This window comes from Natrinema salsiterrestre (assembly GCF_029502005.1).
In the GTDB taxonomy this organism is placed as follows: Archaea; Halobacteriota; Halobacteria; order Halobacteriales; family Natrialbaceae; genus Natrinema; species Natrinema salsiterrestre.
In genome coordinates this window covers 87,126-110,222 of the sequence record NZ_JAMQOT010000008.1, presented here as the reverse complement: position 1 = coordinate 110,222, position 23,097 = coordinate 87,126, and the positions used below count along the sequence as shown (strand labels likewise).

The following is a 23,097-nucleotide window of genomic DNA, read 5'->3' as shown; positions in this document are numbered from 1 at the left end:
GATACAGTAGACGTGTATGAACTATCGTGCCGTCGAACCCGCGGGCGAGTACGTCGCCCGCCTTGAGACCGGTGCCGACTGGCGGGCCGAGATCGAGTCGCTCGCGGACGCGGTCGAAGCCGACGCCGCCTGGTTTACCGCGCTCGGCGCGGTCCAGGACGCCGAACTGTGGTTTTACGATCAGGAGGAGTGCGAATACTACCCGATCGAGTTCGACGAACCGCTCGAGGTCGCCAGCTGTACCGGCAACGTCTCCCGGCTGGACGAGGAGCGCTTCGCGCACACGCACGCGGTCCTCTCTGGACCAGACGGCGAGGCGGTCGCCGGCCACCTGAACGAGGCGACGGTCTGGGCCGGCGAGGTCCACATGCGCGTCTTCGAGGAGCCGCTCGAGCGCGCGTACGACGAGACCACCGAACTGGACCTCTGGCTCTGACATGCGGCGGGAAGACGAACGGTACTTCGAGGGGCTCGAGGACCAACTCGACGAGGCTCTGGACGTCGCCGGCCGAGCGAAAAAACGGGGGGCAGACCCGAAGCCAGAGGTCGAAATTCCGGTCGCCAAGGACATGGCCGACCGCGTCGAGAACATCCTCGGGATCGACGGCGTCGCCGAGCGGGTCCGCGAACTCGAAGGCCAGATGAGCAGAGAAGAGGCGGCCCTCGAGCTCGCAGAGGACTTCGCCGAGGGCCGGGTCGGCGACTACGAGACGAAGGCGGGCAAGGTCGAGGGCGCGGTCCGCACCGCGGTCGCCCTGTTGACCGAGGGCGTCGTCGCAGCCCCCATCGAGGGGATCGACAAGGTCGAGATCCTCGAGAACGACGACGGGACGGAGTTCGTCAACGTCTACTACGCCGGCCCGATCCGCTCCGCGGGCGGGACCGCACAGGCGCTCTCGGTGCTCGTCGCCGACTACACGCGCGCGCTCGTCGGCATCGAACAGTACAGCGCCCGCGAGGAGGAGGTCGAGCGCTACGCCGAGGAGATCGCCCTCTACGACAAGGAGACCGGGCTCCAGTACACCCCGAAGGCCAAGGAGGCGAAATTCATCGCCAAACACCTCCCGATCATGCTCGACGGGGAGGCCACCGGCGACGAGGAGGTCTCTGGCTTCCGCGACCTCGATCGGGTCGACACCAACAGCGCCCGGGGCGGAATGTGTCTCGTCCTCGGCGAGGGGATCGCACTGAAAGCGCCGAAGATCCAGCGCTACACCAGAAACCTCGACGAGGTCGACTGGCCGTGGCTCCAGGACCTCATCGACGGCAACTACTACGACGACGAGGGAGCGACCGGCGACGACGAGTCCGACGGCGACGCTGACGAGGAAGCGACGGCCGAGGGCAGTGCCGAGGAAGCGGAAGCCGACGACGATCCCACCACCGACGAATCCGAGGGCCCACCCCGCGTCGAGACGTCCGAGAAGTTCCTTCGGGATCTGATCGCCGGCCGCCCCGTCTTCTCTCATCCGTGCGCACACGGCGGCTTTCGCCTGCGCTACGGCCGCGCGCGCAATCACGGCTTCGCGACCGCCGGCGTCCACCCCGCCGCGATGCATCTGGTCGACGACTTCCTCGCGACGGGCACCCAGATCAAGACCGAACGCCCCGGCAAGGCCGCCGGCGTCGTCCCCGTCGACTCCCTCGAGGGACCGACGGTCAAACTCGCCAACGGCGACGTCCGGCGGATCGACGACCCCGAGGACGCCCTCGAGATCAGAAACGGCGTCGAGGCGATCCTCGATCTCGGGGAGTATCTGGTCAACTACGGCGAGTTCGTCGAGAACAACCACCCGCTCGCCCCCGCCTCCTACACCTACGAGTGGTGGATCCAGGACCTCGAGGCCGCGGGCGCTGACGTTCAGGCGCTCGAGGACGACCCTCGAATCGACCTCGAGTTCCCCGATCCGGGGGACGCTCTGGAGTGGGCCGTCGAGTACGACGCGCCGCTCCATCCCGAGTATACCTACCTCTGGCACGACATCTCCGTCGACGCCGTTCGGACGCTCGCGGCGGCAGTTGCAGAGGGGCGGATCGAGGGCGACGTCGACGGAGACGGCGACACGACCCTCGTTCTGGACTTCACCGATCCCGTTCGCGAGGCCCTCGAGACGATCGTCATCGAGCACCGCCAGCGCGCGGACGAGGACCGCATCGAGATCGACGACTGGCGGCCGTTCGTCCGCACGCTCGGCTGTGAGCCCCGACGCGCAGTGGCCGACGGCGCTGCGCTCGAGGCCGGCGAACGCGAAGAAGCGGCCGTCGAACTCGATCGCACGTGGTCGGACGACGAACTCTCCGAGCGGGCCCGGACGTGGGGTCACGAGACCGACGGGGACAACGCGATCGAGGCGGTCAACGAGGTCGCGCCGTTTCGGGTCCGCGAACGGGCACCGACCCGAATCGGTAACCGGATGGGACGGCCGGAAAAATCCGAGAGCCGCGACCTGAGCCCCGCAGTTCATACCCTGTTCCCGATCGGCGAGGCCGGCGGCGCACAGCGCAACGTCGCCGACGCCGCCAAACACGCCGAGACGATGTCCGATACGCCCGGCGTGGTCGAACTCCAGATCGGCCGGAAGCGCTGTGAGTCGTGCGGAACGGAGACGTTCAAGAACCGCTGTCCGGACTGTAACGCCCGGACGACGCCGGACTACCGCTGTCCCGACTGCGACGAGCGCCTCGAGCCCGACGAGGCCGGCCGCGTCGAGTGCGACCACTGCGAGCGCGAGGGCACGTGCGTCGAGACCCGCGAGATCGACGTCCACGAGGAGTACCGCGACGCGCTCGAGTCGGTCGGGGAACGCGAGAACGCCTTCGAGATCCTGAAAGGCGTCAAGGGGCTCTCCTCGCAGAACAAGGTCCCAGAACCCATCGAGAAGGGCATTCTGCGCGCCAAACACGACGTCTCCTCGTTCAAGGACGGCACCGTTCGCTACGACATGACGGACCTTCCCGTCACCTCCGTCCGCGCCAGCGAACTCGACGTCGACGTCGGCCAGCTCCAGGCGCTGGGCTACGAGGCGGACATCCACGGCGAGGCGCTGACCCACGAGGACCAACTGGTGGAACTCCGCGTCCAGGACATCGTCCTCTCCGACGGCGCGGCCGAGCACATGCTGCGAACGGCCGACTTCATCGACGACCTGCTCGAGCAGTACTACGGCCTCGAGCCCTTCTACGAGTTCGAGGACCGGCAGGACCTCGTGGGCGAACTCGTCTTCGGGATGGCACCCCACACGTCTGCCGCAACTGTCGGGAGAGTGATCGGTTTCACGAGCGCGGCGGTCGGATACGCGCATCCGTACTTTCACGCCGCGAAGCGCCGGAATTGCGACGGCGACGAAGACTGTGTGATGCTGCTACTTGACGGGCTGCTTAACTTCAGCAAGTCCTTCCTCCCCGACCAGCGCGGGGGCAAGATGGACGCCCCGCTCGTCATGTCCTCCCGCATCGACCCATCCGAGATCGACGACGAGGCCCACAACATGGACGTCGTCACGCAGTACCCTCGGGACTTCTACCTCGCGACCCGCGAGCAGGCCGACCCCGAGGACGTCGACGTCGAGATCGCCGAGGATACCCTCGGAACCGACACCGAATACACCGGCTTCCGGCACACCCACGACACCACCAACATCGCGATGGGCCCCGACCTCTCGGCGTACAAGACCCTGGGCTCGATGATGGACAAGATGGACGCCCAACTCGAGCTCTCGCGCAAACTCGAGGCCGTCGACGAGACCGACGTCGCCGAGCGGGTCATCGAGTACCACTTCCTGCCGGACCTGATCGGGAACCTTCGCGCGTTCTCGCGTCAGGAGACGCGCTGTCTCGACTGCGGCGAGAAGTTCCGCCGGATGCCACTGACCGGCGACTGCCGAGAATGCGGCGGCCGCGTCAACCTCACCGTCCACAAGGGGTCGGTCAACAAGTACATGCAGACCGCGATCCAGGTCGCCGAGGAGTACGACTGCCGCGACTACACGAAACAGCGGTTAGAAGTCCTCGAGCGCTCCCTCGAGAGTATCTTCGAGAACGACAAGAACAAGCAGAGCGGGATCGAGGATTTCATGTGACCCGAAATTTTGCTCTGCGTGCGGTCGCATCGCGACCGCACTCGGCAAAATTTCGATCAAAAGCGCTCCTCCTTCCGTTCTCTCACTCCCGTCGGTCGTTCGCTCACATCAGTCGTCGGCCCGCTCGCTCGTTTCACTCGCTCGCGGTCGATAACTGGGCAAGGGCCTGCCCTCCCCCGGGTCACACGGCTCTCGCGTTGCTCGAGCCGTGCTCCCGGCCGAACAGAAAAGGAGACGAGCGAACGAGACGGAGTTAATCGCTGGTGACGCGAGTCACGCCGGGCATCCCTGCCTTGGTGTACTCCGGCTCCGGGGAATATTGCGGGTCCGGGAGCCACTCCCGGAGGCTCTCGTTGAACCGGTCGGGGCGCTCTCGAGGCGTCCAGTGGCCGCAGTCGTCGATCAGGTCCAGCTCGGCGTCCGGAATCAGGTCTGCTGCTCGGACCGACCACTCGACGGGGACGAGGGGATCCTGTTTCCCGTGGACGAGCAGCGTCGGGGCGGACAGGGACTCGAGGTCGTCGACGAAGTTCGTCCGGACGCGGCCGTTGAAGGAGAGCTCGTTGTTCTGGAACTCCTCGAAGGCCTGTATCGAGCCCGGTTCCATCAGCTTTTCCCGGGCGTCTTCGATGAAGCGGTCGGGCAAGGAACCGGCGTCCGCGACGAGGCTGTCGAGGACCATGCGAACGCTCCGCGTCGAGGAACTGGCGGCGATCTTCCCGAACTGGGTCATTCCGGGGATCTGTGACAGGACTTTCCACTGGAGGGCGCTGGGCAGTTTGCCCCCGAGGCCGTAGCTGTCGACGAGCGCCAGTCGGTCGACTCGGTCGGGGTTCTCGAGCGCGTAGCCGAGTGCGACGCCGCCGCCCATCGAGATGCCGGCGAGCGAAACGCTCTCGAAGGGGAGCGTGTCCAGGAACCCGTCGAGGACGTCGACGTACGTTTCGACGGTGTGATCGACGTCTCCCGTGCTGTTCCCGTACTCCGGCCAGTCGATGGCGTAGACGCGGTAGTCGTCGGCGAGCGCGTTTATCGTGTGTCGCCACGAGACGGTCGCGTCGTCGATGCCCGCACCGTGACAGAGGACGACGGGTGGGCCGCTGGTCCCCGCACGGCGGTAGGCGATCCGACAGTCGCCGATCGTGGCGACACCGGTCCCGCTCATGATCGAATCACGTCGGCATCTGGGCTCGGAGCTATATCAGGTACGGGATTGCTGGTCGTCTGTACTGGGAGCGAGACTCTCCGTCCGTCCGTAACGTCGGCCGTTCTCCCGCCGTTGGCCCTTCGGGTAGCGACCGGGGTCTCCCTCCCTTCGATCGCCGCCGGACGGCGCGTTCCGGGCGGAAACCCGCTGGCGGAGCCGGGAATGTGACCGATTATCATACCACCTCTCTATCCTCATGGTGTATATTGTTTTCTATTACCGTGTTGCTACCTGTCATTCGGAGCCGCGACCGGCAGGGGGTAGCTTGACGGGACCGCACCGATTTCCCCACCGGCTGTGTTCTCGTCCCGTCTGTTTCCAGCCGCTCCGTGCCCTCGAGCGGTCGCTCGCACAATGCGCGCCGTCACTTTATCGCAGTCGACGGCGTGAACTGGGACATGGTCAACACCGGCGAGACACCGGCGAAGGAGGGCGACGACGAGGCCGTCGAGGAGGTAGCAAAGCTCAATTTCGGGCAGTCGGTCTACGACGAGGACGGCAACGAACTCGGGCGCATCCGGGGCTTCGAAAAGAGCGGGTTCTTCGTCACTACCCGCGACGGTGCCGAGGGGATAAGCGTCGAGCACGCCCGTTCGGGCCACGAATTCGGCGAAGCCGAACTGATGTGGCGCTGCATGGAGTGTGGCGAAATGGGAGAGATCGACGAGGGACTCCCCGATCAGTGTCCGAATTGCCACACCGAACGGGAGAACCTGATGTACTGGACCGAGGACTGAGCCGGTGACGGTAGTGGGTACGTGATCGCCAGCGGGGACGGTTCTAATTCCATATAGCGCATGAAGGTTTACAGCTGCTCGTAGCGTAGATTCGTGCCGATAGTTGCCGTGGACGGAGAACGGCGACAACTGGCGTTCCGAACGACGGTCTACCCGGAGAAGAGACGAAAATCGGCCGCGTTCACGACGTCGACGAGAACGGACTATTGTCACGCCTCGTGACGGAACCGACGGACTGAGCGTCGAACACGTCCGCTCGGGGCAGACGTTCGCGAAGCCGAACTGCTGTGGCGCTGCTGGCCGGAATCGGACGCGCAGGTGTCCCGGAACCGATCTCAGTAGCGATCCCGTTCCGTCTCGTAGCCGTCTTCGACCGTCGCGATCGCGTTGTCGACCGCCTCACCGTCGCCGCTCCCGAAACCGATCCCGGTTCGCCACGTCGGAACGGTGGTCTCGCTGCCGTCGTCGTCGCCGCTCTCGAGGGAGAGGCCCGTACCGAAGTGGATGTCGCCCGCGCTGGCGTCGTTCCGATCGATCCAGCCGTCTGCCTCCTCGTAAATGTCGGCCCAGGCGCTCCGGTTCTCGCCCTCTTCGACGCCGACGTCGCCGACGCGGTGGCCGTCGAACCCGGTCCGAACGGTGGGGTGGACGTACCGCTGGACGATCGCGACGCTGTACTCGTGATCGGTCGCGACGAACGCGTCGTAGTCGCCGTCGTCAGTCACCCAGCCGTCGGTGCGTTCCTCACCGATAGTGGGATTCGCGATCGAGTATACAGTGTGCCGGAGCTCCGGGCTGGCAGCGTAGCGAGGGGGTGCGTACGCCCCGAGCTCGAGGTCCCGTTCGATGAGCAATGCAGGGCGAGCGGCGCTCACGATGGCTCGCTGCGTGATCTCCGGCCAGTATCTGACGAGCGCGTAGTCGGGATTCGTGTACTTCCACTCCACAGTTGCAGTCGTTTCCGGTATCGCATCGCCGACGCTCACGTCGGCCCCGATCGCGTCGTCGCGGGTGTTCGTCGCGAGTTCCCACTCGCTGTCCCAGAGGACCGTGTGGAGATCGGCAATCATCGGCGATTCGTACGCGGTCACGCTCTCGACGACCGCGCCGCCATCGGCGTACTCGACGAGGTCGAACCCGACCGGCGAACCGCCGTGATCGGTGCCGTCGATGCGGTGACGTCCGTCTTCGCTCTCGGTGCTCGAGGCCGATGCAGTCGCTGCCCCGCCGACGACCGCCAGTCCACCGATCGCCGCGCTGGTTTGCAGTACCGTTCCTCGACTCATCGTGTGCTGACGCATAGTCCCGGATCCCACGCTTCGAAACTTATTTTTATTCATATTATTATTATATAATAGAAAATAAACTGAATACACTATCTCGAGATTCACGAACCGTCTTCGTCGTCGATTCGCTCGCGAGGACCGAGACGACGCTCGAGGCGAACCGGGGTACTGTAGTAGCGGTCGTCCGAAGGAGGCGCATGGACATCGTCGTCTTCGGTGCCGGCAGCCTCGGCAGTCTCGTCGGCGGCCTGCTCGCGCGCGAGCACGACGTTACGCTCGTCGCTCGCGAGGCCCACGCTCGCGCCGTTCGCGAGTCCGGACTCCGACTCGAGAGCGTCGACGACTCCCCGATCCACGTGTCTCCGGCGGCGACGACCGACGGTACCGGTCTCGAGGCGGAGCTCGCCGTCGTCACGGTCAAGTCGTTCGACACCGACGGGGCCGCCCAAACGCTCGCGACGGGCTCGTTCGATGCGGTCTGCTCCCTGCAGAACGGCATGGGGAACGAAGCGACGCTCGCGGCCCGTCTCGAGGTTCCGATACTCGCCGGAACGGCGACGTACGGAGCGATTCTCCGCGAACCCGGCGTCGTCGCGTGCACGGGCGTCGGGGAGGTCGTCCTGGGCGCTCGAGACGGCGGTCCCTCGGCTATCGCCGAAAGAGTAGGGAAGTCGTTCGTCGCCGCCGGCCTCGAGACCACCGTCGCCGACGACATGCCCCGCCGCCTGTGGGAAAAGCTCGCCGTAAACGCGGGGATCAACGCGGTGACGGCCCTGACGGCGACCGAAAACGGTGCGGTCCTCGAGGAGCCGGCGACCGACCTCGCGCGTGCTGCCACCCGCGAAACGGCGCGGGTCGCTCGGGCCCGGGGCGTCTCGCTCTCGAACCGCGAGGCGCTGACTGCGATGGAGACGGTAGCGGAGGCGACGGCCGCCAACACGTCTTCGATGCGCCAGGACGTGCTGGCCGACCGGCGCACCGAAATCGACGCGATCAACGGCTACGTGGTCGATCGAGCGGCCGATTCCCGGCTCGAGGTTCCCCGGAACCGAACGCTCACGGCGCTGGTGCGGACGTGGGAGCGGGGTCGCGGCCTGCGATGAGCGGTCGGCTCTCGGTCGCGAACTCGATAGACTGCGACCGGTCGATCACACCCTGACAGCGCCGCTATCGATTCGAAATAGCAAAAACCGCAAATCTCCGTCCGCGTGACGAACGCCGAGTTAGAACGGTGCTTCGGGTCCTTCGTCGACCTCGCCGCCGTCGTCGTCGACGGTCTCGCCGGGGAAGGACGGACTCATGCCGTCCATCTCCTCCTCGCCGCCGTCCATGCCGGTGGAGGCGTTGACTTTCTCGATCTCGGGGATCTCCTTGACCATCCGGCTCTTGATCGCCTGAATCGTCATCGGCGAGATCCCACAGCCGCTGCAGGCGCCACCGAGGGCGATGCTGACTTCGCCGCTCTCGCGATCGATGTCCTGAATCGCTGCGCTGCCGCCGTGCATCTGAATCTGCGGGAAGTTCCGCCGCAGGAAGTTCGTCACGCGGTCCTCGAGGTCGTCGCCGTCGTTCTGGGTCTCGGTACTCATAGAAAACCCTTGGGTATCAGCCCCCCTAAACCTTCCGTCCTCCATGTTCGGCCGCGATCGACCGGTGGTCGAGGCGATCGAGCTATCGGAAGTCGAACACGCGCTGCAGTTCGGTTTCGATCTCGTCGATGTGGGCCTCCAGGATGGTCTCGAACCGCTCTTCCTCGACGATCACGCCCGACAGTCGCCCGTGGGGGTCGTCCGGAAGTTCGACGTGGAACTCGCCGTCGCCGTCGTAGAAGGGTTCGCTCTCGTTCAACACTTGCTGGTCGATCGCGTGAACGAGTTCGGAGTCGTAGCGGTCGTTCATGCGGTTGAACGCGTTCTTGTACGCCTGCTGGAGTTCGGGAAAGTAGTTCGCGTACTTGTCCTCGAACTTCTCGGGATCGAAGTCGGCCATACGGTAGTCCAACGGTAGCGGAGACAAAAGTCGGACGATCGGCCTCGCTCGACGGGAACTCGTCTCCCGGTCCGGACGAGGGTACGAATTGCGGTACGGTTCGATTCGAATCGGCCGTCCCGGAACGCCCAGTTCGTTGATCCGGTACGGGACGGCTATATACGACCCGGCGTTCGCAGGCGGAACCAACACTCCCGCCCTCGGCGATACCGATGTACATGGCTGTTGATCAGGACCCCATCCCGCGGGAGGCGCTCCCGCCGAGATGGGGGCTCGCCGAACTCTGCGACGACCAGTTCGTCTATCGACACAGCCGCCCACCGATCGAACTGATCGCGGAGAGCACGATTGCAGACCGGTCTCACCCGGTGATCGGTATCTGCCGGTGCTGGGAGCTTCGCTACCGATACTTCCTCACGGATCGGGCGATCACCGAATCGATCGGCCGCGTTTCGACCCAGCGGGCCGCCGTCGACGGCCTGCTCGAGTGCATGCACCGCATCCACGACACCGTCTCCGCGGCCGACGACCCGCTCGAGATCCGGGAAGTCCTCGACACCGTCTCGCTCTCGGATCTCGTCCCGAGCGGACTGTCTACGCCGTCGAAGTAAGGGTTCGTCTCCGCGAGCGGGGCGCGGAACCGCCTACACGCGCCGCGACAGGTGTGCCCGAACCGTCCGCTGACAGTCCCCGCAGATGCCGTACAGTCGCGTCGCAGTCGAGAGGACCGGATACCGGGTGCGACACGCCGAATAGACGGATTCCACCATGGTTCGATACCGGGTGCCGCCCGGCCCGTAGCGGTTCGTCGAGCCGGCGAGCTGCGTTTGCCGGTCGCTCGTGAGCTCCTCGAGCCGATCCCGATAGGTCTCGAGCTGCTCGTGTTTCCCCTCGAGCCGGTCGAAGTCACACTGCAGGAGCGATTCGTCGGCGGTCGACCGCAGCCACGCGACGATCTCGTCGACCTCGTCGATCGCCGCCTCAAGCGTTTGCCGTTCGTCTCGGAGGGTCTCCTCGAGCACCGTCACCTCTCGCCGTCTGGTCGCGGTCTCCTCGAGGACGGCGGCTTTGAGTGACGGCGTCCAGCCGGTTTCCGTCGCCAGCGCGACGGCGATATCCTCGTTCAGTTCCGCTGCGATCGTTTCCGCGAGCGATTCGTCAGTGTCGATATCGGCGGTGCTGTGCGGTTGGACGATTTCATCGAACGCCTCTCGAACGGTGACACAATGGCTTTCCGACGGGGACGGTGCCGATCGCTGCGTCTGAATCGGCGGTGCCATCGCCGTCGGTGATGCCATCGGTGGCCGTCGATCCCCTGTCGGACCGGGGCTCGCTGCCGGGAGCTCCCGAACGCGCGTCGAGAACGCTTCGAACGCCGCTCCGCGCTCCGCGACGGCGTCCCGTTCCTCGTCGAGGCGTTCCAGTGCCCGATGGACGGCCGTCGATCCGGTCATTGGTCTGCCCTCCGGGTACAGACCAGTCCGCCCGTCGTCTCCACGTCGCCCGTCAGGACGAACTGCCAATCGCCGTCGCCGAGTGCGGTCACGTCGGTCACGCCGAGGGGTGCGGTCGGCGCGTCCGTTCGGCGCAGGATGTCGATTCCGAGCGGGAGCGTCGGGAACCGCTGTGTCCCACACTCGATCGCATATCCTCGGATGGAGACGGTCCAGGCGTCTCCCGTCGTCGCGTCCGAATCACGCGTGATGCCGTAGTCCCGCACCAGCGACAGCGAATCCAGAAAAGCGAGGCTCGCTTCGACCGGATCGTCTGCCGGCTCGACCGGCGAGAGGTTCGCCGCTGCCGCCCGCAGGAGCGCCGTCCGTTCCGTCGCGTTCAGCCGCTCCTCGAGTTCGGCGGCCATGGTCTCGAGCAGTACCAGACAGAGCGTGTTCCGGTCGGTCGTCGCTTCCGCTGCGGCCAGATACGTCTCCATGATCGCTCGTTCGGCGTCCGCGTGATCGCGGGCAGAGAGTGACTCGAAGACGGCTCCAGAGACGTCGTGGCAGAAACTGATCAGCGGATTGTCCTCGCCGATCGGTTGCTCCCGATCGACCGACGGCCCGCCGGTGGGTTCCGCGGCCGGTCGATCCGAGCCGCGATCGGTGCTCGGTCCCGTACGTGACGACCGTTCCTGTGTCACGATCGGAGCGTAAAACGGTAACTGCGGATCGTACCGTCTGAGTGCGGCCCGATACTGTTCGGTCGCCCGTGCGGCGTCCGCCGCGTCCGTCCGGGTCGCGAACTGGTGACCGGCGACCGGGACGGGTCGTTCTCCGGAGCGACCGCAGACGACGTAGTACTCCCCGCCGTCGCTGGCCAATCGTTCGATGTGATGGCGAATTTCGCGGAGCGTGGTTCCAACCATGGGTATCTCTCTCGTTCGGTCCGTCGCGGGCCGCGTGCGGGCTGCCGTCGAATCTCCCAACTGCGTTCGATTCCACGGTTCGTTTCCCGGCTCGATCGTTGCGTTCCCCGTCCGCACTCCCGTCGACGGATCTGTTATTGTTTAGGTCTGCCTAAAACGTAATAAGCCCACCGAATTTTAGGCACCCCTAACAATTCGTGGTCCCCACCCACCCGGGTGGACTCGCTTTGATATATCGATGAATAGTTTATACAGTGTGAGCGCTCCGCCCGGGATCGTCGGTGTCGTCGCAGCTGCAGCCGGAGCAACGCCGAGATGTACCGGACTACGGTTTGATCTCCGGATTGGATACGCCGGAGGCCGGCCGAACGTTCGGTTGCGAGCCGGTTTCGATTCCCCCGAAGCCGTTCTTCGTAATCCGTCGACGTAACCGAAGTGAACGGCTTCTCACGGACTACCTACTCGAGGGGTCCCTCTCGGGAGGCAACGAGGCCGACGGTATCGATCGGCCGGACCTCGGCGACCACCGTTCGACCCGATCGGATCGCGACTGAATCGCACTGAATCACTACGGTCAGGCGAACGGTTGCGCAGGGGTAATTCGGCTATCGACGTATTTACGCCGTCTCGAGGGGACGACCGACCGACGACCAGTCCGTTACTCCCAGTCGGCAATACCGACCAAGCCGCCGGTGTCGCTCCCGAGATCGGTACCGTCCCCGTCTCGCCACCGATCGACCGCGTGCGTGTGAATTACGGTCGGAGAGTGGGGCCTCGGGCGGGAAGCCGGTGCTTCTCCGCACCTCCTCGGGCCGGTTGTAGGCGGCTTCCGTCCCGCTCAGTTTTCGACTCCCTCGGTCGCCGGTAATCAGTGACTGTCGACCGGCTTCGATCGCCGTCTCGACCGTGAACCGCGGACTTCCGTCCTCGAACGCTGGACCTCGCGAGCTGCCGTCTCGCAGAAATAAACTTCATATTGCTATATCGAATATGGGTGGTACGTCCCCGGCAGCACAGTGTTTATGCGCGCCAGCGAGCTATTGGTGGTACGACCCCGCTCCCTGCTCTCTGGACCCACATGACCTCCCAGATTCCGTTCGCGATCGACTTTCACGTCCACTCCGACGACTCCTACGCGGGCACGAACCGATCGAACTCATCCTCGAGCACGCCGCGGATATCGTGCTCGACGGTGTCGTCATCACCGATCACGACGAGATAGACGAGTCGCGACGAGCCGCCGATCTCGCGCCGGAGTACGGCCTGATCGGTATCCCCGGCGTCGAGGTGTCGACGCGACACGGCCACTTACTGGCGATCGGTGTCGAGACGCGGCCCGATCCCGGCCAGCCGTTCATGGACACCGTCGAGGCCGTTCGCGAACTCGGCGGCGTAGCGATCGTCCCGCATCCGTTTCAGCGAAGTCGTCACGGCGTTCGGAAACGTCACATCGACGACGCCGACGCGATCGAGACCTACAACTCGATGGTCTTCACCGGCTACCGCAACCGGCGCGCTCGAACGTTCGCGAAGCGGCGGGACTATCCCCAGATCGGTGCCAGCGACGCTCACTACCTCCCGAACGTCGGCAAGGCCTACACCGAGGTTCTCGTGACGCCCGACGCCGCGAACCCGACGAAGGCCGACATCGACGGCGCGGAACTCGTCGAGGCGATCCTCGAGAGCCGAACCCAGATCCGGGGCAAGCGGACGCCGATCAGCAAGAGCGCCGTCCAGTACGGAAAGGGGGCGGTACGGAAGACGGCGTACATGTTCACCTCGCGTGCGCCGCTTCTGCCGACGGTGCCGGCCTCGATGGACGGATCGACCTGATTCGATTTCCGGACTCGAGGCGCTCCGTCTTTCGTTTGCTGACAGGAGCTGCTGTGGCCTATCGCTCGGTCGCGAACGTGATTGACGGCCCCTAGGAGAGTTGCTCACCGACGATCTCGTCGGCGCGTTCGACGAAGGCCTCCTCGTTCCCTCTCGGGACTGTGGCCCCTGCCGCGACGTCGTGACCGCCGCCGTCGCCGCCGACGGCTCGAGCGGCCTCCCCCATCACGACCGAGAGGTCCAGCCCCCGTCGGACGAGGGAGTGCGTCCCCCGCGAGGAGACTTTCACTTCCTCGTCGTTCTTCTCTGCGAACGCGATGATCGGCTTCGAGCGACTGATCCCCGCGTTCCCCATCGCCATCCCCGCGACGATGCCGACGATCGTCTCGCGAATCTCGTCGTTCGCGTGGAACCACTGGACGTGCTCCTCCTGGGTCGCCCCCTCTCGAGTCACGAGATCGATACCGTTCGAGAGGTTGCGCCGGTGTTCGCGCAGGAGCTGTCGCGCCCGCTCGAGCGCGCCCTCCCGGTCGCCGAGACAGACGCCGAGGCCGACGTCGGCCCGCTCGTAGCGGGCGGTCGCGTTCAGCAGGGTCGAGAACTCGCTCGCGTCCCGGAGTTCGGTGCCGACGGGTTCCTCGCTGAGGACGTAGGCCGTGCTCACGAGCTGGTCGATCTTTTTCGCCGGTACGCCGCTCGAGACGGCTCGCCGGACGAGCGCGCTCGCGACGGTCTGCTTCTCGTCGTTCGTCAGCCCGGCCCAGCGCCGCCACTCGCCGTCGCGTTTCAACTCGAGGTCGAGCCCGTCGAGGAATCGCAGCGCGCCGTTCTCGTCGTTCGAGATGCCGGGGATGTGGACGTCGGTGGCGTACTCGAGCAGCTTTGGAAGCGGACGGGTCTGTTTCCCGTAGAGCGCGAGATCCTTGCCCGTCTCGAGGACGCCGGCCGCGACGCCCTCGTCGACGATGCCCTGATTCGCGCCGTGGAGCTCGCCGCCGGCGGCCTGCATGTCGCCGACCGCCCCGACGACCGCGAGGGCGGCGAGGTCGCAGTTGTCCGCGCGTGCGTTCGCGGCTCCCGACGCGGTGACAGTACCGCCGTCAGAGCAAAGCTCTGACGAGGATCGCCTCGCGTCGCTCGGCTCACCGCCATCCGCCGCAACGGCCGGATCCGGCGTGGTGTCGGAAACGTCCGCGAGCGCCCGCGCGAGAACGTAACTCGCGCCGGCTCCCGACAGCTCGGATGCGCCGTTGATCCCGAACAGGAGCGGATTGAGGTGGTACGCCGTCTCTCGATCGGCGGGCTGGTGGTGGTCCGCGATGACGGGGGTGAAGTCGCCCGCGTCCTCGTGGTCGCCGATGATATCGAGCTGGCCGCTCCCGAAGTCGGTGAAGAGAACGGTCTCGTAGGCGGTCGCCGCGATGTCCGCTAACGCCTCCTCGTCGAGTTGCTTCTCGAAGACCGTCTCGAACGGAATCTCCGCCCGCTCGAGGGCCGTCGCGGCGATCGCCGCGCTCGTGAGTCCGTCGGCGTCGATGTGGGAGGCGAGCAACACGCGATCGGCCTCGCACAGCCGCTTTGCACACGTTGTCGCGCGATCCTCGAGTTCGGGAACCGGCCCTGCCATCGAGGAATTGTGGGTCGCCTTCGGGGATAAAGGTGCGGTCCCGTCTCCGTCACAGGGGGACGATCACTTCCCGATCGTCGTACTCGAAGCTCGCGTCGAACGGTGCCGAGCGCTCGGCGATCGTCTTCCGAAGCCAGGCCGCTTCCCACGGGTCCGCACGTCGGACCGCTTCGTCGTCGATCACGACGGGAACGAGCCGAACGGCCGCGGGATCGCCGTCGTCTATCGCGACTTCGAAGAGGAAGCTCCGATCGTTCCGGAGCTCCTCCTTGACGGTGTAATCGTCGACGAAGTCGCCCGTATCGTGGAGGATGACGCCGCCATCGTACGGTTCGATACCCTGAACGACGTGCGCGCTGTGGCCGTGGACGATCGATACCCCCTCGTCGACGAGCCAGCGCCCGAACTCGCGATAGGTCTCGTCCGGGATCTCGACCCAGTTTGGTCCCCAATGGAGCGACGCGACGAGCAGATCGGGATCTCGTTCGGCGGCTCGCTCGAGGGTCTCGGTGACGATCCGTCGCGTCTCCGGATTCGTCGGATCGCACTCGACGTACGCGGTCCCCGCCCGGTCCTCGGTCGCTGCGTACTCGGCGCTCTGATCCGAAAACGAGACCACCGCGACGTCGAGGTCGCCGATCGACGCGACCGACGGCGCTCGGGCATCGTCCGGCCGTTCGCCCGCGCCGGCATGTGCGATATCTCCCCCGTCGAGGGACTCGAGGGTATCCATCAGCGCCGTCGCCCCGAAATCCAGCGCGTGATTGTTCGCCAGCGACGCGAACCGGACGTTCCCGGCCTCGAGGGCGGGGACGGCCCACTCCGGGTCGGCCCGAAAGTAGTAGGTCCGATCGGGATATCGTTCGCCTCGCGTCGAGAGACAGCACTCGAGGTTACAGCAGACGCCGTCCAGCGACTGCAGTCGAGATCGGAGGTCGCCCCAGACGGCCGCCGGATTCGCGCCGTTCCGACCGTATCGTTCGTCGACGCCGCGCCCGAGCATCGTATCGCCGACGAAGCCGATCGTCGTTTCGTGGCGGTCGCGTTCGTCGATCGCGACCCGATCGGCAGCGACCGCCGTAGGGCCACCGAGTATCGTTGCCCCCGTCGCTACCAGAAACCGTCGCCGGCCCCCGCTCATCGGTTCGATAGCCGCGCCCGTGTTTCCTCGCGAGCGTTTCGGTTCGCGATCGATCGAGCGGCTTCGAGTGTGCACATCGGTCGCCACTTCGACGTCCAGTCGCAAATAGCTCGTCGCGGCCGTCGCTCCGTATCGATAGCGATCGGGTCATTAGCGGTAACATTAAGCGTCCGTGACAGAAGGGGGCGGTATGAACGTCCTGGTCGCGGGGGGCACGGGCTTTATCGGGCGGCCCCTCTGTCGCGCCCTGGTCGACCGCGGACACGAGGTGACCGCCGCCTCGCGGACGCCCGACGCGGACGGGCTACCCGACGGCGTCGAGACGACGGCACTGGACGTGACCGAGCGGGAGCTCGCGGGGACTGTGGCCGGTCACGACGCGGTCGTCAACCTCGTGGCGCTCCCGTCGCACGTCCAGCCCCGCGGCCGGAGCCACGAGTCGGTCCACTACGACGGGACGCGCCATCTCGTCGCCGCGAGCGAGGACACCAGCGTCGAGCGATTCGTCCAGCTGAGCGGGCTCGGTGTCGAATCGGGCGTCGAGACGGCGTACTTCCGGGCCAAACGGCGGGCCGAACGCGTCGTCCGCCGGTCGAGCCTCGAGTGGGTGATCTATCGCCCGTCGGTCGTCTTCGGCGACGGCTGTGCGTTTCTCCCGTTCGTCGAGCGGCTGTCACCGCCCCTGATCACGCCGCTTCCGGGCGGCGAACGAACCCGGCTCCAGCCGATCTGGGTCGGAGACCTCGCGCCGATGCTCGCGGACGGGCTCGAGGACGACCGCCACGTCGGCCGGTGCTACGAGATCGGCGGCCCCGAGCGGCTCACGCTCGCCGAGACCGTCAGGCAGATCCGGAGCGGGGGAATCGTCGTGCCGGTCCCGATGGCACTGGCCGCGATCGGGGCGATGCTGGCCGATCCCGTTCCGCGGATTCCGTTCGGCCGCGACCAGTACCGCGTACTGGGACTGGACAACACGACGGCCGACAACGACGTCGCGGCGTTCGGGGTATCGCCGGAGTCGCTCCGAACGCTGTCTGCGTATCTGGCCGCTGCCGATCCGGAGAGCGATATCGAACCGATCGACGCATGATATCGACCCGAACCGAAAGCCGCCGATTTGTAGCTGCCGCGGCCGAAGCGGAGGGAGCGCCGTGACCGGGCTGTTCGAGCGCGAGGTCGGCGACGAGTGGCGGACGCTCCATCCCCGCGTCCGGGACCGGTACGGACTCGAGTCAGGTGAAAACCGCGAGGCGGTGGGCGTCGGCCGAATGCGCGATCTCGACCGGCACCCGCTCGCGGTGCCGGCGCTCTGGCTCGGCGCATTCGACGATTTCCTCTTTCCGGAACGCGGCACCGACGTTCCGTTTACGATCGTCACGGAGCCGTTCGTCGACGACGACGGCAACGAGGCGCTCGTCCTCCGTCGGCGCTTCGACACGTCGCCGCCGCGAACGTTCGTAGACACGCTCCGGTGGAACCCCGCCCGAGGGTGTCTCACTGACCTCTTCGGCAGGCACGGATGCGTCGCCGCCGATGTCCACATCACTGCCGAGGACGGGGCGCTGGCGCTCTCGATCGGCGCGCAGTGGCTCCGAATCGGCGGTCGATACTTCGCGCTCCCCGCTCCGCTGGCGGTCGACGGCCGGCTCCGCGACTGGTACGACGACGAGGACGATCGGTTTCGGGTTTCGGCCGCGATCACCACTCCCTTGTTCGGCACCGTCTTCGAGTACGAGGGCGCGTTCCGGAACGAGTTCCGGCCGCTCGAGGACCGCGCCACACCGCGGCCGGCCCTCGGCGGCGTCGACCTTCCGGGTGAGAACGCGTGACCGGCCCCGAGACGACCGCCGCTCGAGCATCGGAGCCGTCGACGACCGTTCGTCCCCGCCCCAGCGTCGCCGGGCGACGCGTCACCGACCTGACCGTAGCGGCGGGCGGGACCGTCTGGCTGGGACTCGTCGCTGGAACGCTCGGCGGCCCGGTTTCCCTCGCTGTCCCTGGACTGTACGTGGCACTCGCCGCGCTCGTCCTCGTCCCCCTCGGCGTCGGGCTGGTCGACCTGCCTCGAGACGCGACCGCTGTGACGGCGACCTATCGAGTCGCCGTCTTCGGACAGCTCCCGGCCGCGCTGGCGCTCGTCGCCGCGCTCGTCGCGCCGCAGGGATCGGTCGTCGCGGTCGCACTCGCCGTCCCGTGGCTCGGCGTCACCGGCGCGATCGCGTTCTGTGGGTTCGGCCGGCTCACCGCCCGCCGCGACGGTCCGCTGCCCGAGCTCGCGATCGACGCCGGCCTGCTGTACGTGCCGGTCGCCGCCGCGTTTCTCTGCATGCACGCGGCCGGCGTCAGCCTCCGGTTCGCGCCGATCATCGTCCTCCTGACGGGCGTCCACTTCCACTACGCCGGGTTCGCGCTGCCGCTCGTCGTCGGCCTGACGGGACGCGTCTTGACGGGAGACGACGGGACGTTTTCGGCGACGATCGCGGGGCGAGCGACGGCTGCGTCCACGGTCGTCACCGTCGCCGGCATCGTCCTGATCGCGATCGGAATCACGTTCTCGCCGCTGGTCGAGGTCGTCGCCGTCACCGCGTTCACCGCCGGCGTCGTCGGATTCGCGCTGCGCACGCTCCGCGACGTCGTCCCGGTAACACCACGACTGCCGGGGCTGTTGCTCGCCGTCGCCGCGCTGTCGCTGTGCTGGACGATGGCCCTGGCACTCGCCTTCGGGTATTCGGCCCTTCCCGGGACGCCGTCGCTCGTCACGATTCCCGAGATGATCCGCTGGCACGGGAGCGGCAACGCCCTCGGCTTCGCGCTCCCGGCCCTGCTGGCGTTTCGACTGCTCGAGGACTGATTTCCGACGTCTGACGCCGGAACGCAGTGGTCGTCGACCTCACAGCGAGAGAACCAGATCGCCGCCGTCCCGATCGTACGCGGTCCCGAACGGCGCCGATCGGTCGCGCATGGTCTCGCGGAGCCACGCCGCCGCGTCCGCGTCGGCCCGGTCGACGCGTCTGTCGTCGATGACGACCGGGACGAGCCGGAGCTCCTCGAGATCCCCGCCGTCGAGCCCCACCTCGAAGAGGAAACTCCGATCGTTCCGCAGGTCCTCCTTGGTGACGTAATCGTCCACGATATCGCCGGTATCGTGGAGAACGAGGCCGTCTCCGTACCGTTCGACCCCCTGAACGACGTGGGCGCTGTGGCCGTGGACGAGGTCGACACCCCGATCGACGAGCCAGTGACCGAACGAGACGAGCCGGTCGTCGGGATACTCGACCCAGTTGGGGCCCCAGTGAAGGGACGCGACGAGGAGATCCGGATCGGTCGCTCGAGCGCGGTCGACCGCCGCTCCGACGACGCGGCGGGTCTCCGGGGCTTTCGGATCCATCTCTACGTAGGCCGTTCCGGGCCGATCCTCGGTCGCAGCGTACGCCGCGTAGTGATCCGCGAACGAAACGACGGCGACGTCAGCCTCGCCGATGGAAACCGTCGCCGGCGTGCGGGCCGCCGCTGGCGTCTCGCCGGCACCCGCTCGAGCGATCCCGTCCGCCTCGAGCGCGTCGATCGTGTCCCGTAGCGCGACCCGACCGTAGTCCATCGCGTGGTTGTTCGCCAGCGACGCGACCCGGACGTTTCCGGCCTCGAGCGCGGGGACGGCCCACGCCGGATCGGCTCGAAAGTAGTACGTTCGGTCGGGGAACCGGTCGCCCCGCGTCGACAGGCAACACTCGAGGTTACAGCAGACGCCGTCGAGGGACGCGAGGCGGGGGCGAAGGTCGCCCCAGACGCCCGCGGGATCGACCCCAGCGCGCCGGTAGCGACCGTCGACGTTGCGGCCGAGCATCGCGTCGCCGGCGAACCCGATCGTCGTGTCGCGTCGCTCGTGGTCTTCGAACGCGGTCGGCTCGGCCACCGGCGCTGTGCAGCCGGCGAGCGCTGCGGTTCCGACGGTCGCGAGGAACGCTCGGCGGTGTCGGCTCATCGGTTCGACGACCGAGCGCGTGTCCCTTCCCTCACGTCTCGAGTCGAGGACCGGGCTTTCGGGACCGTCATTCGTCGTCTGCCGGCGTCACCGCGTCGACCGTTTCGGTCGCGAGCCGGTCGAACGTGGCCTCGCTCGCGACCAGATCGACGTCGACGCCGCTCGCCGCGGCCGTCTCGCGAGTCGGCTCGCCGATGACGCCCACGACGGCGTCCGCAAGCCCCTCGAGCGTCTCCTCGCGGATTCCACGGTCGGCCGCAGCCTCGAGCAAGTGCTCGACCGTCAACGAGGAGGTGAAGCAGGCCGCGTCGAGCGCGCCCTCGGCTGCCAGCGCCGCCGACTCCCCGCTGCCGTCGGGCCGAACCAGCCGGTAGAGAATCGTTTCGTGAACGTACGCGCCCGCGTCCTCGAGGCCCTCGAGTAGTACCGCACTGCCGTGATCGCTGCGGGCCACCTCGACGCGCGCGCCGTCGACGCGGGGTTCGAGGGCCGCGACCAGCCCGCTCGAGGTAAACTCTTCGGGGACGATATCGACTGCGTACCCCTCGTCGCGAAGCGCGTCGGCCGTTGCGGAGCCGATGGCACAGATCGTCTCGCCGGTCGGTTCCCAGCCCGCATCGGAGACGAGCTCCGCGCCGGTCTTGCTCGTGAAGACGACGTAGTCGGCGTCGGTTCGGGGCGTCGCGCCCGTCGCCTCGACCGCGAGCATCGGGTCGGGGACGGGCTCGGCGCCGAGGTCCGCGAGGAGGTCGACGGCTCGCTCGAGGCGGTCGTCGTCGGGACGGAAGACGGCCACTGTGGGCGTGTCGCTCATCCGTTCATCCCTCCAGTTCGTCCTGATCTCGGTCGCTATCGTCGACTGTGCCGTAGTCGTTCTGCAGGAACTCGACGATCGACTCGCGCGTCCCCGCGACGTCGCCGATCACGGTCACCGCGGGCGGCGAGATATCCGCCTCGTCGCGGGCGTCGACGATTGTTTCGAGCGTCCCCGTCGCGACCCGCTGACCGGGCCAGGTACCGCGCTCGACGAGCGCGACCGGCGTTGTCGGGTCCATATCGGCCTCGAGCAGCGCCGCCGTGTAATCGGGCAACCGACCGACGCCCATCAGGACGACGATCGTGCCGCCGGTGGCAGCGAGTGCGTCCCAGTCGACGGCCGACTCCTCCTTGGTGGGGTCCTCGTGGCCCGTGACGACGGAGACCGAGGAGGCGTGATCGCGGTGCGTGACCGGGATTCCGGCCGCCGCGGGCGCGGCGATGGCGGAGGTGACCGCGGGGACGGCTTCGAAGGGCACCTCGTGGGCCGCCAGGTACTCGGCCTCTTCGCCGCCGCGACCGAAGACGAAGGAGTCGCCGCCCTTGAGTCGGACGACGGACTTGCCCTCGCGGGCGAGTTCGACCAGCCGCTCGTTGATCTCCGACTGGGGCGTGCGCTCGCCGCCGGCGCGCTTCCCGACGTCCTCGCGGCGGTCCTCGGGGAGCTGTTCGATGATCTCCGGACCGGGCAGTTTGTCGTGGAGGACGACGTCGGCGGCCTCGAGCAGCCGCTTCGCCTTGACGGTCAAGAGATCGGGGTCGCCGGGGCCGCTGCCGACGAGGTAGACGGTGCCCGGTTCGGCGTCGATAGCGTTGTCTGACATTCGGTACTCGCTAGCTACTTCCCCTCGGGCTTATCTTCCTCGGAGACGCTCTCGTCGCCGTCGCCCTCGGCGTCTTCGCGGGCCTCTTCGATCAGGGCCGCCGCCCCGCGGTCCGCGAGGTCCCGCGCGAACTCGCGGGCGGCTTCGGCGTGGGTTTCGATCGGGAGGTCTCGACTGCCGGTAACCGACTCCTCGCCGTCGCGGTCGAAGACGCTGACCGTCGCGTGGACGTACTCGCCCTGAACGACCGCGTAGATGCCGACGGGAGCGATACAGCCGCCGCCCAGCTCCGCCAGAATCGTCCGTTCGACGGTCGTCTCGACGCGGCTCCGCGGGTGATCGATCGCGGTCTGGATGTCGCGGGCCGTCTCCCCGTCGGGCGCGGTCACCGCGAGCGCCCCCTGTCCCGGTGCCGGGACGAACGTCGACGTCGGAAGCTCCTGATAGTCGACGTAGTGGGCGAGCCCGCTGCGCTCGAGCCCGGCCTGCGCGAGGACGATCGCGTCGTACGCCGTCTCGACTTCGCGGCCGAGCGCGCCCTTCTCGAGTTCCGAGAGGTCGTCGAACCACTCGTCGGTGGTGCGGTCGTACTCGGGGTCGAAGTCGTCGTTGCCCGTGTTGCCCTTGCGCTCCTTGTCGGCTTCCGTTCGCTCCTGATGTTCTTCCTGTAGCGCGGGCGCGAGCAGCTTCTCGATGCGCGTGTCGACGTTCCCGCGCAGCGGCTCGACCTCGAGGTCCGGTCGCTCCGAGAGCAGTTGCGCGCGCCGGCGGAGGCTCGAGGTGCCGACGGTCGCGCCGGCGGGCAGTTCCTCGAGCGTCGTTCCGTCGGGCGTGATGAGGGCGTCACCCGGCCGTCCTCGCTCGGGAACCGCAGCGGTCACGAGTTCTTCGGGCTGTTCGGTCGGCATGTCCTTCATCGAGTGGACCGCGGCGTCGAGGTCTCCCTCGAGGACCCGCTCGTCCAGTTCGCGAACGAACGCTCCGGTCTTGCCGAGTCGGTGAATCAACTCGTCTCTGATCTGGTCTCCGGTCGTGTCGACGGTGACGAGTTCGACCTCGTACCGGCGCTCCTCGAGCGCGTCTCGTACCAGTGAGGCCTGTCGCCGGGCGAGTGCGGACCCCCTCGTCGCCAGTCGCAGCGTCCCGCGCGTTCTCATAGGCATCCGTCGGAGCCTCGAGTATGAAAAGCGCACGCTTGTCCGACGCGAGAG

The 23,097-nt window shown here is 67.0% G+C and carries 20 protein-coding genes and 1 pseudogene; 9 read left to right on the top strand and 12 right to left on the bottom strand.

Features of this window, described 5'->3' with window-relative positions; genetic code table 11:
* Positions 1 to 16: 16 nt before the first annotated feature.
* Positions 17 to 436: a PPC domain-containing DNA-binding protein gene (locus NDI89_RS19345; protein WP_277523960.1), complete on the top strand. Its 420-nt coding sequence runs from the start codon at positions 17 to 19 to the stop codon at positions 434 to 436.
* Between the two features lies 1 nt (position 437).
* Positions 438 to 4,079: a DNA polymerase II large subunit gene (locus NDI89_RS19340; protein WP_277523958.1), complete on the top strand. Its 3,642-nt coding sequence runs from the start codon at positions 438 to 440 to the stop codon at positions 4,077 to 4,079.
* 253 nt (positions 4,080 to 4,332) lie between these two features.
* Here the strand turns inward: NDI89_RS19340 and NDI89_RS19335 are convergent, their stop codons facing one another.
* Positions 4,333 to 5,244, bottom strand: coding sequence for an alpha/beta fold hydrolase (locus NDI89_RS19335; RefSeq protein WP_277523957.1), 912 nt, complete (start codon positions 5,242 to 5,244; stop codon positions 4,333 to 4,335).
* Positions 5,245 to 5,684: 440 nt separating this feature from the next.
* Between NDI89_RS19335 and NDI89_RS19330 the strand changes: the two genes are divergently transcribed.
* Entirely contained in the window at positions 5,685 to 6,023 is a 339-nt protein-coding gene (locus NDI89_RS19330) for a TFIIB-type zinc ribbon-containing protein (protein ID WP_277523955.1), read from the top strand.
* A gap of 335 nt (positions 6,024 to 6,358) precedes the next feature.
* Here the strand turns inward: NDI89_RS19330 and NDI89_RS19325 are convergent, their stop codons facing one another.
* Entirely contained in the window at positions 6,359 to 7,309 is a 951-nt protein-coding gene (locus NDI89_RS19325) for a hypothetical protein (RefSeq protein WP_277523953.1), read from the bottom strand.
* 197 nt (positions 7,310 to 7,506) lie between these two features.
* Here NDI89_RS19325 and NDI89_RS19320 point away from each other — a divergent pair, with 197 nt between their 5' ends.
* Positions 7,507 to 8,412 (top strand): ketopantoate reductase family protein, encoded by a 906-nt coding sequence (locus tag NDI89_RS19320; protein ID WP_277523950.1) that lies wholly within the window; start codon positions 7,507 to 7,509, stop codon positions 8,410 to 8,412.
* A gap of 120 nt (positions 8,413 to 8,532) precedes the next feature.
* Here NDI89_RS19320 and NDI89_RS19315 read toward each other — a convergent pair whose 3' ends face one another.
* The gene (locus NDI89_RS19315; protein ID WP_226004895.1) at positions 8,533 to 8,898 is read right to left on the bottom strand and encodes a NifU family protein; all 366 of its coding nucleotides are present in this window, start codon (positions 8,896 to 8,898) and stop codon (positions 8,533 to 8,535) included.
* An 82-nt stretch (positions 8,899 to 8,980) separates the two neighbouring features.
* Positions 8,981 to 9,298 carry a DUF5783 family protein gene (locus tag NDI89_RS19310; RefSeq protein WP_277523946.1) on the bottom strand — a complete coding sequence of 106 codons (318 nt, stop codon included), beginning with the start codon at positions 9,296 to 9,298 and terminating at the stop codon, positions 8,981 to 8,983.
* Between the two features lie 218 nt (positions 9,299 to 9,516).
* On the opposite strand from NDI89_RS19310, the gene NDI89_RS19305 reads away from it, so the two are divergent.
* Complete coding sequence (locus tag NDI89_RS19305; protein ID WP_277523944.1) at positions 9,517 to 9,909, top strand: hypothetical protein; 393 nt, start codon at positions 9,517 to 9,519, stop codon at positions 9,907 to 9,909.
* A gap of 33 nt (positions 9,910 to 9,942) precedes the next feature.
* Here NDI89_RS19305 and NDI89_RS19300 read toward each other — a convergent pair whose 3' ends face one another.
* Positions 9,943 to 10,752: a DUF7260 family protein gene (locus NDI89_RS19300; RefSeq protein WP_277523942.1), complete on the bottom strand. Its 810-nt coding sequence runs from the start codon at positions 10,750 to 10,752 to the stop codon at positions 9,943 to 9,945.
* A complete protein-coding gene (locus NDI89_RS19295) occupies positions 10,749 to 11,663 on the bottom strand; it encodes a DUF7551 domain-containing protein (protein WP_277523941.1) in 915 nt (304 codons plus the stop codon). Before NDI89_RS19295 ends, NDI89_RS19300 begins: the two co-directional genes overlap by 4 nt.
* Positions 11,664 to 12,741: 1,078 nt before the next feature.
* Here NDI89_RS19295 and NDI89_RS19290 point away from each other — a divergent pair.
* Positions 12,742 to 13,496 (top strand): annotated as a pseudogene (locus tag NDI89_RS19290) (PHP-associated domain-containing protein).
* 91 nt (positions 13,497 to 13,587) lie between these two features.
* On the opposite strand, the gene recJ reads toward NDI89_RS19290, so the two are convergent.
* Both recJ and NDI89_RS19280 read right to left on the bottom strand, forming a co-directional pair.
* On the bottom strand, positions 13,588 to 15,123 hold the full coding sequence (gene recJ / locus NDI89_RS19285) for a RecJ family nuclease (RefSeq protein WP_277523939.1): 1,536 nt from the start codon (positions 15,121 to 15,123) through the stop codon (positions 13,588 to 13,590).
* A 49-nt stretch (positions 15,124 to 15,172) separates the two neighbouring features.
* Positions 15,173 to 16,264 (bottom strand): CapA family protein, encoded by a 1,092-nt coding sequence (locus NDI89_RS19280; RefSeq protein WP_277524062.1) that lies wholly within the window; start codon positions 16,262 to 16,264, stop codon positions 15,173 to 15,175.
* 190 nt (positions 16,265 to 16,454) lie between these two features.
* On the opposite strand from NDI89_RS19280, the gene NDI89_RS19275 reads away from it, so the two are divergent.
* From NDI89_RS19275 to NDI89_RS19265, 3 genes are all read left to right on the top strand, one after another.
* The gene (locus NDI89_RS19275) at positions 16,455 to 17,354 is read left to right on the top strand and encodes a complex I NDUFA9 subunit family protein (RefSeq protein WP_277523937.1); all 900 of its coding nucleotides are present in this window, start codon (positions 16,455 to 16,457) and stop codon (positions 17,352 to 17,354) included.
* Positions 17,355 to 17,415: 61 nt separating this feature from the next.
* Positions 17,416 to 18,093 carry a DUF4166 domain-containing protein gene (locus tag NDI89_RS19270; RefSeq protein WP_277523935.1) on the top strand — a complete coding sequence of 226 codons (678 nt, stop codon included), beginning with the start codon at positions 17,416 to 17,418 and terminating at the stop codon, positions 18,091 to 18,093.
* Complete coding sequence (locus NDI89_RS19265) at positions 18,090 to 19,115, top strand: YndJ family transporter (RefSeq protein ID WP_277523933.1); 1,026 nt, start codon at positions 18,090 to 18,092, stop codon at positions 19,113 to 19,115. The genes NDI89_RS19270 and NDI89_RS19265 overlap by 4 nt, the downstream gene beginning before the upstream one ends.
* Positions 19,116 to 19,154: 39 nt before the next feature.
* On the opposite strand, the gene NDI89_RS19260 is transcribed toward NDI89_RS19265, so the two are convergent.
* The 4 genes from NDI89_RS19260 to hemC form a co-directional block, all read right to left on the bottom strand.
* Positions 19,155 to 20,246: a CapA family protein gene (locus NDI89_RS19260; protein ID WP_277523931.1), complete on the bottom strand. Its 1,092-nt coding sequence runs from the start codon at positions 20,244 to 20,246 to the stop codon at positions 19,155 to 19,157.
* A 67-nt stretch (positions 20,247 to 20,313) separates the two neighbouring features.
* A complete protein-coding gene (locus NDI89_RS19255; protein ID WP_277523930.1) occupies positions 20,314 to 21,060 on the bottom strand; it encodes a uroporphyrinogen-III synthase in 747 nt (248 codons plus the stop codon).
* A gap of 4 nt (positions 21,061 to 21,064) precedes the next feature.
* On the bottom strand, positions 21,065 to 21,886 hold the full coding sequence (gene cobA, locus NDI89_RS19250; RefSeq protein ID WP_277523928.1) for a uroporphyrinogen-III C-methyltransferase: 822 nt from the start codon (positions 21,884 to 21,886) through the stop codon (positions 21,065 to 21,067).
* Between the two features lie 14 nt (positions 21,887 to 21,900).
* Positions 21,901 to 23,043 carry a hydroxymethylbilane synthase gene (hemC, locus tag NDI89_RS19245; RefSeq protein WP_277524060.1) on the bottom strand — a complete coding sequence of 381 codons (1,143 nt, stop codon included), beginning with the start codon at positions 23,041 to 23,043 and terminating at the stop codon, positions 21,901 to 21,903.
* Between the last annotated feature and the right edge of the window lie 54 nt (positions 23,044 to 23,097).